Source organism: Chitinophaga vietnamensis (genome assembly GCF_902167635.1).
Classification (GTDB): Bacteria; Bacteroidota; Bacteroidia; order Chitinophagales; family Chitinophagaceae; genus Chitinophaga; species Chitinophaga vietnamensis.
Window position 1 is genome coordinate 50,371 of sequence record NZ_CABHMS010000003.1, and the last position, 13,953, is coordinate 64,323.

Consider the following 13,953-nt stretch of genomic DNA (forward strand, 5'->3'; position numbering starts at 1 on the left):
AGACTAGAGCACTTTCACGACGAAACCGTAAATGCTTTTCAGGCTCACGAGTATGACGATCACCGCTACGGCAACCATAATGGTTTTGGCCGAGATGCGGTTGGATACCCTTGCCGCGATCGGTGAGGCGATGGCGCTGCCGATCACCAGGCCGGCAACGGCGTCCCAGTGTACGTGAGCGAGCACCGTTACGAAGGTGAGGGAACTGAGCATCGCGATGAAGAAGCGGCAGAGCTTTACGGTGCCAAGGGAGAAACGCGGATGGCGCCCGCCCGCAATCAGCGCCGACAGCACGATAGAGCCCCATCCACCACCGCCAATGGCATCGATGAAACCGCCGCCGAAGCCCAGTAGCCCGATACGTTTGATCTTTTTAGGTTGCCTGTGCTTACGCCTTACGTTGATGGCGCGCATCAGGATGATGGTACCCAGGATCAGCGTATACAGCGATACCACCGGTTTCGTGTATTGCGCATAATGTTCCAGTGAGGAAAGAAGGTATGCACCGATCACAGCGCCGGCGATGCCGGGGATGATCAGTATCTTGAAGAGACGTTTGTTGATGTTACCCATGCGGAAGTGCATCCACCCGGCGATGCCGTTGCTGAGGATCTCGGAGATGTGCACGGCGGCGCTGGCAGAGGCAGGAGGGACGCCCATCGACAGGGAAAAGGTAGTAGAGGTGATGCCATACGACATACCAATGGCGCCATCTATCATGGCGAATATAAATCCCGCTACCAGGAAATAGTAGAAAGTAGGAGGAATGATTTCTACATAAGTACTGAACGAAGGCACCCACCACCATAATGCCGAGAAGATGGCCGTCAGTGCCACAATGCCTGCTGTCCAATATAGCCACTTCCTGGTGTTGGCTGCAGCTACGCTGCCGTTGGCAGGCGCTTTGCCGCCATATCCTGTAGATGCTGTAGTTACCGCTGCTGGTGCAGCTACGGGTGTAATAACTTTCTCCATGTTGATCGTTGCCAGCCTAATTTCTCCACAAAATACATAAACTCTATGAAAATAGTAGACTATTGAATAAAAAAATAAGAAAAAGAGACGGGGTGGGCAACAGAGAAATAACAACGCATCAAAATTGATTTACCTATATTTGAGCTTGCGAACCAATTTGTCTTATTCATGTTTTTGCAAGTTCTTGGAACTATTATTCTCGTATTATTAAATGGATTTTTTGTAGCGGCGGAATTTGCCATCGTTAAAGTCCGCTCTTCTCAAATAAACAGCAAGGGAGGCGCTGCTTCCAAAAGGGCCACCAAAGCGGCCAAACACGTACTGGGTAACCTCGATGGTTACCTCGCTGCCACACAGCTGGGCATCACGCTGGCCTCGCTCGGTCTTGGTTGGGTGGGAGAGGCAGTGGTGTCTACTCTCATGCTCAACGTGATGGGCGCGCTCAACCTGCCCATCAATGCTGCCACGGCACATGCCATCGCCCTGCCGGTGGCCTTTTTCGTGATCACCGTGCTCCACATCGTATTTGGCGAGCTGGCCCCCAAATCCGTGGCCATCCGCAAACCGCTGCCCACCACGCTCATCGTGGCAGCGCCGCTGCGCGTGATCTTCGTCATATTCCGTCCTTTTATATGGATGCTTAACGGCCTGGCCAACAGTATCCTGCGTTTCGTAGGCATCACGCCGGCAGGCGAATCGGAAATTCACTCGGAAGAAGAACTGAAGCTCATCATCTCCGAAAGCCAGGAAGGTGGCGCCATCGCGGAAACAGAACGGGAACTCATTCAGAACGTATTCGAGTTCGACGACAGCCGCGTGAAAGAAATACTCACCCACCGCAAGGATATCTCTGCACTCGATATCTCCCTGCCATTCGATCAACTGGTAAACCAGGTGATCACAGATGGCTATTCCCGCTACCCGGTGTATAACAATTCGCTCGATGAACTCAAAGGAGTGATCTACACCAAAGACCTCGTGAAAGGAGTCCACGAAAATAAACTCAAGGATATCCGCGAAATTCTGAAACCGGTATTTTATGTACCGGATAGTATGAAGATCAAAGACCTGCTCCGCACCTTCCAGGGGCAGCGCCTGCAGATGGCCGTTGTTACCAACGAATTTGGCGACACCGAAGGTATCGTTACCATGGAAGATATTCTCGAAGAGCTGGTAGGCGATATTCAGGACGAACATGATCACGAAGCGCCCATTGTGGAGCAGCAGGATGAACGTACCTTTATCGTTAATGCCCACGAGCAGTTGGCAGATATCAACGAACTACTTCCTGTACCATTGCCGGAGAGCGAACATTACGAAACGCTTTCCGGTTTGATCAACTACATTCACGGTAACATACCCAGAGAAGGCGAGATCGTAAAACTTGATGATTACGATGTGCTGATCCTGAAAATGTTCCGTAGCTCGGTAGAAAAAGCCCGTCTGAAGCTGACCCGCTGAGTATCTTGTCGCGAATGAAACCAGTTTTATATGGAGAAGAAGATTTTGCATGTATTGGAAGGCCGTGAAAAGAAGATCACCGAAACAGAGACCGTAAGGCAGTCATTGCCTACTATGGCCTTCCGTTTCGCCAGCCCTTTCATTGTGGTGCATCATATGGTACCCAAATATTATGCGCCCGGCGCGCCGGAAGAAAGGCTGCATCCGCACCCGCACCGCGGCTTTGCGCCGGTGACCTTTATGTTGCAGGGCCAAGGCTATCACCGTGATAGTGCCGGTAATGCCATGACCGTTAGCGCCGGCGATGTACAATGGATGTTTGCCGGTAAAGGCATCTTGCACAGCGAAGGTCCCAGCGCTGAATTTCTGGAGAAAGGCGGCGACTACGAACTGCTGCAACTCTGGTTTAATGTACCGGCGGCACACAAAGGAGAAGATCCCTATTATCAATATGTAAAGGCTGCAGACATGCCGTCAGTGGCGCAGGAGCCCGGTGTGCGCCTCACACTGATCAGTGGTGACTACGAAGGCAAAACAGGCCCGCTCAAGAATTTCACGCCTATTACCGCCATCTGGGGAAAACTGGATAGCGGCAGCCAGGTAACGCTCACGGCTACACGTAATTACTGGACTTTGCTCTATATCATCGATGGAAAAGTGCAAGTGAATGGCGTGGAAACGGAAGGGTACCATCTCATCGTCTTCGATAAAGATGATCCGGCTACAGACATTCATATCCAGGCGCTTGAAAACACCCGTGTGCTCTATCTTTGCGCCGAACCGATCAACGAGCCGGTAGCGGCAAAAGATAATTTTGTAATGAACACTGCAGAAGAAATAGAACAAGCCTTCGCAGACTACAAAGCAGGGAAATTCGGCACACTTGAAAAATGATTTTCGGATTTATGGATTTAAGAATTTACGGATTTACAGATTTACGAATTTGTGGTGAACCTCAGTATCGCCACAAATCCACAAATCCATAAATCCGTAAATTCTTAAATTCACAAATCCGAAAATCCGAAAATCTCTAAATCAACGTATCGTGTCTGCGAGTTGTATCTCTCTTCTTCCATTCTTTTTTCTTCATGTGCTTGGGTGTAGAAGTATCACCGGCACTTGGTGGCGGGAAAGTGTCAGGCGCTACCAAAGTTTGATCGTCCAATGGCGCAGCCTGCACGTCATGCATGGGTTTGCCCTGGAAGAACATGAATGCGATGATGATCATCAAAACTCCCAGGGTGGCTGACAGGTTTTTCATACAATAAAGTTTTATGGTACAAAGCACAAGGGCCAATAATCGTGCAGAACTGAAAGCGATTGATTATGCGGCATGCATCCCTGTGCATTGTGGAATGGCGCCGCCAATTGGGGGAAGTTTGGATACAGCAGCAGCGCCGCAGCAGTCCCTCATGACAGGGCATCGCTTTTGTGGCTAAAACTATCAAAGAAAACCTAAAAGGAAATGATCACACGCCTTTGTCTCATCTGTCTGCTGCTTGGCCTGATGGCTTGTAAAAGTAAGCCGGATAGTAACAAGAAAGACAGCTCGCAGGTGGCAACACCTAAACCACGCGAGGAAGCGCCTTTCAAGAAAGATACGACCATCGCCGGCTATCGCATCAGCGTATCTTCCCGCGGCAACGCCGGTATGCGCAATATGATCGTCTCATTTGGCAGCGCCAAAGACACTACGCATGCCGACAGCATCATTGAGCGCGATATCAAAGGGGCGCCGCAACGCCTGATGGCAGCGGATCTCGACAACGATGGCATACCTGAAATATATTGCTATACGCTCTCTGCCGGCACCGGCAGCTATGGCAGCATCTACGCTTTCACCTATATCGATAACCACATTTTCCGCATCAACACCACCGCCCTCGATTCCATGGAACGCCCCGAATACAACGGCAAAGATTCCTTTTACATCCGTGGCAATAAACTCGTCCGCACCTTCCCCGTAACGCCCGAAGGCCGCAGCACGGCCGTTAAAGCGGAGAAACACGAGACGATAGAGTATGGCTTGCGCGGAGGTCGTCTTAGCTCAGGATTAAAGGATTGAAAGGATTAGCAGGATTTTTTTACAGGATTAAAAAGATTCTCTTGATTTAATGCGAAGATCAATTCGAGGGTAGTAGCCCTTGAAGCGCTTTGAGCGCTTCAAGGGCTTCTTCGCTTAAATGATCTTCGCATTAAATCAAGAGAATCTTTTTAATCCTGTAAAAAAAATCCTGCTAATCCTTTCAATCCTTTAATCCTGAGCCCCAGCGTGTGTAAAAATACTGCAAGGCATTTTTAAACTGCGCGAAGTTCTTCTTTGCGGGCGGTGTCCAGCCGTCTTCGGCGTAGGCGGCAAGGCGGGGAAAGACCTGGTGGTTCATGGTTTCTTCATTAGGGATCCATTCGCCCCACATCTGGCAGCCGCTGCCAAGGATTTGTTGATGATATTTTTTTTCGAGGCCATCGGGGATGGGATCAAAGCTGTAGGCTTTTTCCAGAGAGATGGATTTGTAATCGTAGTCGAGATAAGTGAAGGCATGATAGGAATTCACTACATCGTATCCTTTGGAAACCGCGTCGGTGATGAGTTTGAGGTCGCCCTTCCAGAAGTGGACGATGGTGCCGGGCGCCAGTTTCTCCTTCGCGGGAACATCGTTGGCATCGTTGTAGTCATGCAGTTTCACGCCCATGATCTCGTTCCAGCCCATCATGCGGCGGCCTTGTTCCGAGAGGTAGTGAGAGATGTTGTTGGTAAACGCTATCTGCAGATCAGCGGGAGAGCTGATGTGATGTTGCTCCATGTAAGCCTTTACATCGGGCGACGCTTTCCATTGATCGTACTTCACTTCATCGCCGCCGATGTGTATCACTTTGGAGGGGAAGAGCGTCAGCACTTCCTGCAGTACATCCTGCAGGAAGCTGATCACCTTGGGATCGGTGACATTGAACACATCATAATGTACGCCGAAAGAGCCGGGCACGGCTATTTCCTGGTGAGTGGTGCCCAGCCAGGGATAGGCCGCGATGGCGGCGCTGGAATGGCCGGGCATCTCTATTTCAGGGATCACTTTGATATGCCGCGCGGCAGCATATTGAACGATCTCTCTGATCTGTTCCTGTGTGTAGAAGCCCTGGTGTACCTGGTGGTCCCAGGTGCGGCTGTTCCAGGTACCGATCTGTGAAGAGTCGCGACGGCCGCCCACTTTGGTGAGCAGCGGATATTTGCGTATCTCGATACGCCAGCCCTGGTCGTCGGTGAGATGCCAGTGGAAGGTGTTCATTTTAAGCAAGGCCATTTCATCGAGCAGGCGTTTTACTACTTCGCCGCCTTTGAAGTAGCGGCCTTCGTCCAGCATGAAGGCGCGCCACGCGAAGCGGGGCTTGTCTTTCACTTCAATGGCTGCTATCGTGTAGGCGTTGCCGTTAGCGGCGACGAGCTGGCGCAATGATTGTATCCCGTAAAACACGCCGGTGCTGGTAGGCGCCGCGATGGTGATAACGCCGGGTTTTACCTGCAAGGTATAGCCTTCTTCTCCCAGTTGCGCAAGGAGGTCCTTGCGTAGTTCCAGTTTGATATAATCTTTGGCGGCCGATGCTTTCAGGGGCAGCTCCAGGCCGAAGTCCTTGCGGAACGCCGCCTGCAGGAAATTAGCTTCTTCAGCGCTGGCGCCTTTGATGATGGCGGTGCCGCCCGACAAATTAAAGGCGCCTGGCAGCTCTTTTACTTCAGCAGGCTGCGGAATGATGTTCACTGCATATAGCCGCGTGGTAGCGGATGCCCATAGCAGTAATCCGCCTGCTACGACAGTGGATAGTTTTAACATATGTGGATTTTATCAGTTTTGTATAAGAGAGATAAAATACAAATAAAATCCGGTTATTAATAGTCCTGCGCCAGTTCCATTTTGCCACGCAGCACGGCGATGTCGTTAACCGCTTCTGAATAGAACACCCGCGGCACCTGGTGTAAAGGTAGCCGCTGGCCGGGCTTGTTACGGTCTGCAAAGTACAGTTTGCCCAGTTTATAATGTATGCCGGCCTCGCGGTAGATGCTGCTCATCTCTATCACCGCATCGAGATGCTGTTCATCATCGGGTTTGTGCCATGCATAGGTGTAATGGCCTTCGGTGCTGAGTTTCCAGCCTCTTTGTTCCAGGTGGATGCTGAGATGTTGCTGCTCCATCACAGTATCTTCAAAGTCGGAAATGGCGGTGGCGAGTGCATCTGCCGGAGAGATGACGGCTACAGGCCGCTCCAGCTGCGGGAATACGGGTAGGAGGTCGAGCGTGCTGCATTGTTGTTGCCATTGCAACAGGGTTTCGGCATCCAGGCATAAAGGATGTAGCAGGCGCACGGTGGCGTATTCAGGTAATACGATCGCATTGCCTTGCAGGTTGAGCAGTTGTCCGTTGGCGAGGCAGCGGAAACTGTTCATGAGTTGTCCTTCTTCGTCGTAGAGGGCCCACAGGAGCCGGTTGGCAAAGGCAAACATTACGGGGTTGCGCAGAAAAAACTGTTCCCACTGTGCGGTGCGCCAGGAGCGCTGTATTACAAGGAAATGTTCCAGGCGGGCGGATTGTGTGCGTACTACTTCAGCGATCTCTTTTTGTACAGATTTGAAGAAACGTTTCGTGGCGTCGGAAGTGGCTGCCGGCATGGCTTTCAGCTGGCGGCCACGGTCGTTGAAGAAGATGAGCCGGAAATTGCGGTCTACCGATGCCCGGTAAATATCTCCCTTTACTTCAAAATTCCTGTATAATCCTTTGAACCCGAAATCCGGCACAATGCGGTCGCCCAGCTCATGGGCGCTGATGCCCAGCTCGGTGGCGGCCTGTTGCAGCGCCACTAACGCTGCCGCGCCTACGTTTACTTTGCGGGTACGGTAGCGGCGAGCGTACCAGTCTACCGCGCGCAAGGCTTCATTGCTGCCATGGATGGCGAGCGCGCCTACGCCCAGTTCGGCGAGCTTCAGGCGTTTGTCTTCTATCCATTGGTTGATAGACAGGTGCAGATGTATGGCAAAGGCCTCATCGCCGGTAAGCGCCGCCAGTGCCAGCAGGTATTTCAATTTGGCGTCGCCGCCGTTGTCGAGGAATATTTTAAAGAGATGTGCGGCAAAGTCGCCACTGCGGGAGCGGTCTACCAGCTGCAATAAGGCTTTGGCTTCGGGATCGGAGCGCAGCGCTTTCACGCGCGACATACGGTATATCAGGAAGCGCACCATTTCCAGCGTAAAGGTGCTGCCGTCGTGGTGATAGAGTGGGGGCAGACTGGTATCATCCAGCCATTTCTCGATAGGGCGCGAGAGCTTGCCCCGCTTTTTGGCGGCGACCACCAGCGCTTCCGGCGTGTCGGTAACGGGGTAGCCCAGCGTTTCCATCATGAGGTCGCGGGCATCGTCGTTCACTTCCTGTTGCAATGTAGTATGCAGCAGCTCATGTGCTTCGTTGCTATTGATAGAACAGAGTATCTGTACGGCGGTGGTGCGTTGTTCCGCTTTTTTGTGCAGCAGCAGCTCGCCCGCCCTGGCAAGCGCCTGCGGGTCTTTGGCGAGTATAACGGCTACGAGCATACGAACAGATTTCAGCTTGTGCAAGGTATAAGGCCAGAGCTGTTCGATGAACAGAGAAGGATCGAAACGGTCTATCAGCGGCAGCAGCACTTTGGCATCGTAATCTTGTGCCAGCGCGGAGAGCAGCATGGGCAGGGCTTTTTCGTGCAGGGCATCTGTCAGCTCACGGAATACTTCTTTATGCAGATAACGTTTTTCCCCGATGCATTCCTGTACATGCCGCACTGCCTTGCTTTGATCATATGTCAGCAAGGCGCTGATAGCGATCACGCTCAAAGGCAGCGGCATAGCGGGTTCCGGAAGGATGGTCCGGTATCCCTGGAAGGTATCGATGGCGCTGGTGTTTTCATCGATGTAGCGTTGTGCGCTGGCCAGCAGTAAAGGCTGATAGGCGTCGGGCGTGAAGGCGTGCAATACCTGGTATCCGCTGAGTTGTACGGCTGTAGCGCCTTGCTCCGTCATTTGCCGGATGAATGGCTCATACTTGCCTGTATTGGATTTGAGCAGGGCGGTGGCTACAGCGTAGTGGAAGCAGCGCGCCTGTTCTGCCTGTAAAATTATTTTTTCGAGATAATTATTTTCCAGTTCCGGCGCTGCTTTGATCAGCAAACGAAAAAACAAGGAATTCCATGGAAGCTGCTGCCAGCGGGCCAGGTAGGCGTTGATGGCATAAGGTTCGGCATTGCGGAGCAGGTCTTGCAGGAATTTACGGGTAGGGGAGAATTTTAATGGAGAAAGATCGTAATTACCGAATCCATCGGTGGCATGCATGATCAATATAGAGCCGATTTCTTCCGGTGTGAGGCCGCGTTGTTGCAGATAGCTGGTGAAATAGCTGAAGCGCAGTACGATGGAGGCGGAAGTGGCCGGGGCGTCGAGCATGCGGATGATATGTGCATAGAAGGTTTCTTTTACACTTTCCCATGCTGCCGGCTGGCCGATGAGTTGCAGGAGCAGCCGGTCGTTGTCGCCCCACAGTTCGGGTATCTTCAGCAACTTCACAAAAGAGCCCAGGTGAGCCGCTATTGATTTGTCATCGTATATAGGCGCAGGAAATATTTTCCCGGTAAGATAGTCTGCGGTGGCTGTAATGGCTTGCTGAGAGTTTTCATAGTAGTAATGCTGTTTCAGTTCTTCAACAACAGGTAGTATCGCTTCCTCTGAGTATGGCATAAGGTTTATAAAAATAGATTCATTATTTTTTCAGCACGATGTCTTCTTTGGCGGCCCACTGCGCGATATCCTGCTTGCTGAGTGCCATGGCCATCATGTCCGGGAATTTGTCGGGCGTGCAGGCAAACACTGGTATGCCTAGCTCCGACAGGAACTGTGCGTTGTGGTGGTCGTAAGAAGGGGCGCCTTCATCGTTGAGTGCAAGGAGCACCACCACTTGTACGCCGGCCATCGCCAGTTCTGTAGCGCGTTTGCGCATGCCAGCTTCGTCGCCGCCTTCAAACAGGTCGGTGATCAGCACCAGCACGGTGTCTGTCGGGCGACTGATGATCTGCTGGCAATAGGTCAGGGCGGCATTGATATCCGTGCCGCCACCCAGCTGTACGCCGAAAAGCAGTTCCACCGGGTCTTGCAGCTCTTCGGTAAGATCGGCTACCGCGGTGTCGAATACGACCATTTTCGTTTGTACGGCAGGGATAGAGGCCATCACTGCGCCAAAGATACCCGAATATACAACAGAAGTGCCCATAGACCCACTCTGGTCGATACAAAGCACTACATCTTTCAGCGAGGAGCGCTTGCGGCCATAGCCGATCAATGTTTCGGGTATCACCGTTTTATAGTCCGGCTGGTAATGTTGCAGGTTTTTTTTGATGGTGAGATGCCAGTTGATCTCATTATGCCGCGGCCTCCGGTTACGGATGCTGCGGTTCAAACTCCCTGTGATAGCCTGCTGTGTGGGCTGCGCCAGTTTTTTGATCAGTTCATCCACTACTTTTTTCACTACCTGCCTGGCGGTATCTTTTGTCTTTTCCGGTATCACGCGGCTGAGCGACATCAAGGTAGCTACCAGGTGTACATCTGCCTCTACGTTTTCCAGCATCTCTTTTTCAAACAGCATCTGTGTGAGGTTGAGCCTTTTCAATGCATCCTGCTGCATCACCTGTACTACGGATGACGGAAAGTACTGACGGATATCACCGAGCCAGCGGCTTACATTGGGCGATGAAGGCCCCAGTCCGCCCTGGCGGGTGCTGTCGTACAGCGCTTCCAGTGTTTTATCTATCTGGAGGTCTTCCTTGTTGAGCATGATGGCGGTGCCATCATTTTTTTCTCCCCCCAGTATTAACCGCCATTTGCGTAAATGTTGCTCCTTGTCCATGTTATTATTTTTTAATCGCATACCCGGGTGAAACCCGGGGAACGGAATGCGACCCGCCAATATTCAGCCCCGTAGGGGCTATACAATCATCATCAATCATCAATACCCCAACAGCTGCATCACCACCGGTATCCCGCTGGCGGCGCGGCTTTCATCGATTCCTGAGATGGCGGTGGCAGCCGCTGCCAACTGGCAGCCGCCCGCTTTCACTTTTTCTCCCAGCTTGCGGCGTTCCGCAGGGGCGAAGTTAGAAAAGGTACGGCGTAATAACGGCAATACCTGTACGAAAATGTCATTGTCGAGCTGCTGCACCCAGTTGTCTACGATCTGCCACAGCTCTTCATCTACGAGCAGCAGGGTGCCGCTGCCTTTCAGGAAGCCTTCCAGCCATGCGGCGGCCCGGGCCGGCGGGTTGACTACGGACATGGCTACACTGAAAATGTTGACGAGCATTTCGCCGCCGAGCACTTTATGGTCCAGCAGCAGGCGGGTGGCGTATCCGGCGATCACCGGCGCTGATTGTTCATTGCGGGAGATGGCCTGCAAGGTCTGCTGCCAGCTACTGCTCAGGCTTTCATGTTGCAGCAAGAGAATGGCCTCATTCATGGAAAAGAAGAGGTCCAGCAGCGCTTGTGCGGCATCATCGGCCAGGGCGGTGCAGGCGGCGGGCAGGCTCACACAGATGCGGGTGATCATGCTCTCGAGTATGCCCATCACCAGGTCGGCATCGGTTTTACGTACGTTGCCATAACGTGTGATGTTGACCATGGGCGGTATCACCTCCATCAGCTGTAGTACGTCGCCCGAGGCGGCGGCGAGGTTGTTGATGCGGTGAATGAGCGCATCCACCGCTGCGGGCAATTCCGCCGGGATGGCCTCTTCCAGCATACGGCATACCTGCGGCAGCGAGGTGGCTTCCTGTGCAGTATGGCTTACATATTTGACGGCTGCTTCTTCAACGGTGTTGCCCCAGCTGCCTTTCTCGATGATATCTACAGAAAATGAAGGGTCCCATTGCAGGCGCCATTGTTCCTTGAAAGTACCTTTCCCGCTGGCGGCGAGTTTCTTGCCCCAGTGAACGCCCAGCAATGCCAGGCGATGCAGGAAGATACTGCGTTCCAGGTCGGTATCTTTACGGAGGTCCAGCTGAAGGTCTTTATAGTCGGCCGTTTGCGGCATCCGCAGCTTTTTCTGTAGCTTCTCGATATCAGCTTGCAGCGGCGGTTTGGGCACGGTATCAGGCACTTCTCCGATACGGTTACTTACGATCAGCTCATCGCGGATGAGCTGCATCAGCAGGGGCTCGCCATTGCAAAGTATGCTGAGGGTGGCCTCGTTCAGTTCCTCCAGTCCGGGGCGGGAGTAGTGCCGCAGCGAGGCGAGCGCGTTGGCGAGGCGTACGGCCTCCATCACATGCGCTACGGACGTATCTTTTTGCTGTTCCCTGAAAAGCTTTGCTACCAGGGCCATCCAGCGGGTGCCATCATCGCCGGGATAGTGCCAGTTGTGGTCATACCATCCCGGTGAGGGGATGCCGGCGCCATAGCCGCTTTCATAACTGAGACGGCTATACGTCCAGGGTATCCAGGTGCAATCTACTTTCGCTTTCGGCAGGCCTTTGAGCAGTTCGTTATCGTCTTTGGCTTTGGGCATGGCGGTGAGGGCCGGCGCATGCCAGGCGCCGCATATCACGGCAATGCGCTGGAACATTTCTTTCTCTGCCTGCCGGATCATCTTGCGCATCCAGGCTTCGCGGAGCTGCTCCATATGGCTCTCGCGGGAGGGCAGCTCTTGGCGGAGGGCCGCCATGGCGTCGTGTACGGCATCGAATACCTGCTCCTGCTGCTGGCGGTATTCGAACATATGTTCCCACCATTTTTCGCCGTCGGCATAACCGGCAGCTTCGGCGAGGTACAACATCGGGTCGTGGTAGATCTTCACCGGTGTAAGCGTATCTTCTTGCTGCGTTGCTACCTGCACTGCTTCTGCTTCCATCTCCGTAGGTACGTCCACGTTAGGCGCTTCTTCCGTAGGTGCGTTATCGTTAGCCAGCTGCTCCAGGGCGGCGGCACGTTCATTGTCGATCCCGAACACATGCGTCAGGGGCAGGTCCATGAAACGCAGGTGGATATTATGTTGGCGGGCATACAGCATGGCTTGCCACTCCGGGGAAAAAGTGGCGAAAGGGTAGAAGGAGGCGCGCTGCGGCTGATCCGGCTGGTAAGTCAGGATCGCCACAGGAGGCTGCAGGCCTTCATGGCCTACCCATTGCGTCAGCGGATCCGCTTCCGGCGGCCCTTCTACCAGCACAATATCCGGTTGCAGCTCCTCCAGGAATGCTTTCACATTCCTCGCAGAGCCCGGGCCATGGTGCCGGATGCCTAATATATGTACAGACATAAAAATTTGGGAATGTAAGAATGTGAGAATGTAAGAATTTGGGAATGTGAGGATTTGGGAATGTGAGAATTTATGCTAACTCAGTGCGTAACTAAATTCTCCCATTCGTAAATCAATAAATTCACAAATCTCTACAAGCGCGGTACACATCTTTCCAGTCTTCACGCGGTTTCACTACTGTTTCAAGATATTCCTGCCATACGAGTTTGTCCTGCACGGGATCCTTTACTACTGCGCCGATGATGCCGGCGGCGAGGTCGGCGGCTTTCAGTTGTCCGTCGCCGAAGTAGGCGGCCAGTGCCAGGCCGTTGTTCACCACGGAGATGGCTTCTGCGGTGCTTAGCGTGCCGCCGGGTGATTTGATTTTTGTTTTGCCATCCAGCGTTACGCCGCTGCGCAGCTCGCGGAAAATGGTTACGATCCTGCGGATCTCTTCCAGGGCGGGCTTTTCCGCCGGGAGCTCCATCACCTTCTCGAAGCTCTCTACTCTTCTTCTCACAATATCGATCTCTTCTTCCATGGAATCCGGTACCGGCAGGATCACGGTGTTGAACCTGCGTTTCAGCGCGCTGGATAATTCGTTCACGCCTTTGTCGCGGTTGTTGGCCGTAGCGATCACGTTGAAACCTTTGGCAGCCTGCACTTCTGTGTTGAGCTCAGGGACCGGCAATGTTTTTTCCGAGAGGATGGTGATCAGGGTATCCTGCACATCGGCGCCAATGCGCGTCAGCTCTTCGATGCGGGCGATCTTGCCATCTTTCATGGCGCGCATCACCGGCGTTTCCACCAACGCATTTTTAGAAGGGCCTTCCGCCAGCAGGCGGGCATAGTTCCAGCCATAGCGGATGCTCTCTTCGCTGGTGCCGGCAGTACCCTGCACGATGAGCGTAGAGTCGCCGCTGATCGCTGCCGCAAGATGCTCGCTCACCCAGCTTTTGGCGGTACCGGGCAGGCCGTACAGGAGCAGTGCGCGGTCGGTGGCCAGCGTGGCTACCGCGATCTCCATCAGGCGCTTGTTGCCGATATATTTGGGCGTTACTTCAAATCCATTTTTCAGTTTGCCACCAATCAGGTAGGTGACTACCGCCTGCGGGGTTAAGAGCCAGTTGTGCGGGCGTGCGCCGCTATCTTGCTTTTTCAGTTCTTCCAGCTCCTGTGCAAAGAGCTGTTCAGCATGTTGGCGTAAGATGTCTGACATATCGGATGA

At 53.1% G+C, this 13,953-nt stretch carries 10 protein-coding genes; 3 read left to right on the forward strand and 7 right to left on the reverse strand.

Going from position 1 to position 13,953, the window contains the following annotated elements:
* Nucleotides 1–3: 3 nt before the first annotated feature.
* Nucleotides 4–975 carry a sulfite exporter TauE/SafE family protein gene (locus FPG75_RS08340; protein ID WP_143306327.1) on the reverse strand — a complete coding sequence of 324 codons (972 nt, stop codon included), beginning with the start codon at nucleotides 973–975 and terminating at the stop codon, nucleotides 4–6.
* A 168-nt stretch (nucleotides 976–1,143) separates the two neighbouring features.
* Here FPG75_RS08340 and FPG75_RS08345 point away from each other — a divergent pair, with 168 nt between their 5' ends.
* Nucleotides 1,144–2,436: a hemolysin family protein gene (locus tag FPG75_RS08345; protein WP_143306328.1), complete on the forward strand. Its 1,293-nt coding sequence runs from the start codon at nucleotides 1,144–1,146 to the stop codon at nucleotides 2,434–2,436.
* Between the two features lie 30 nt (nucleotides 2,437–2,466).
* A complete protein-coding gene (locus tag FPG75_RS08350) occupies nucleotides 2,467–3,330 on the forward strand; it encodes a pirin family protein (protein WP_143306329.1) in 864 nt (287 codons plus the stop codon).
* A gap of 136 nt (nucleotides 3,331–3,466) precedes the next feature.
* On the opposite strand, the gene FPG75_RS08355 is transcribed toward FPG75_RS08350, so the two are convergent.
* Nucleotides 3,467–3,697: a hypothetical protein gene (locus FPG75_RS08355; RefSeq protein ID WP_143306330.1), complete on the reverse strand. Its 231-nt coding sequence runs from the start codon at nucleotides 3,695–3,697 to the stop codon at nucleotides 3,467–3,469.
* Between the two features lie 204 nt (nucleotides 3,698–3,901).
* Here FPG75_RS08355 and FPG75_RS08360 point away from each other — a divergent pair, with 204 nt between their 5' ends.
* Nucleotides 3,902–4,501, forward strand: a complete 600-nt coding sequence (locus FPG75_RS08360) for a hypothetical protein (protein ID WP_143306331.1) — start codon at nucleotides 3,902–3,904, stop codon at nucleotides 4,499–4,501.
* Nucleotides 4,502–4,682: 181 nt separating this feature from the next.
* Here FPG75_RS08360 and FPG75_RS08365 read toward each other — a convergent pair whose 3' ends face one another.
* The 5 genes from FPG75_RS08365 to FPG75_RS08385 form a co-directional block, all read right to left on the reverse strand.
* Nucleotides 4,683–6,263, reverse strand: a complete 1,581-nt coding sequence (locus FPG75_RS08365; RefSeq protein ID WP_143306332.1) for a beta-N-acetylhexosaminidase — start codon at nucleotides 6,261–6,263, stop codon at nucleotides 4,683–4,685.
* A 56-nt stretch (nucleotides 6,264–6,319) separates the two neighbouring features.
* The gene (locus tag FPG75_RS08370) at nucleotides 6,320–9,184 is read right to left on the reverse strand and encodes a DUF4132 domain-containing protein (RefSeq protein ID WP_143306333.1); all 2,865 of its coding nucleotides are present in this window, start codon (nucleotides 9,182–9,184) and stop codon (nucleotides 6,320–6,322) included.
* 22 nt (nucleotides 9,185–9,206) lie between these two features.
* A complete protein-coding gene (locus FPG75_RS08375; RefSeq protein WP_143306334.1) occupies nucleotides 9,207–10,346 on the reverse strand; it encodes a VWA domain-containing protein in 1,140 nt (379 codons plus the stop codon).
* Nucleotides 10,347–10,445: 99 nt separating this feature from the next.
* On the reverse strand, nucleotides 10,446–12,746 hold the full coding sequence (locus tag FPG75_RS08380) for a DUF5682 family protein (protein WP_143306335.1): 2,301 nt from the start codon (nucleotides 12,744–12,746) through the stop codon (nucleotides 10,446–10,448).
* A gap of 121 nt (nucleotides 12,747–12,867) precedes the next feature.
* Nucleotides 12,868–13,944 carry an ATP-binding protein gene (locus FPG75_RS08385; RefSeq protein ID WP_143306336.1) on the reverse strand — a complete coding sequence of 359 codons (1,077 nt, stop codon included), beginning with the start codon at nucleotides 13,942–13,944 and terminating at the stop codon, nucleotides 12,868–12,870.
* Between the last annotated feature and the right edge of the window lie 9 nt (nucleotides 13,945–13,953).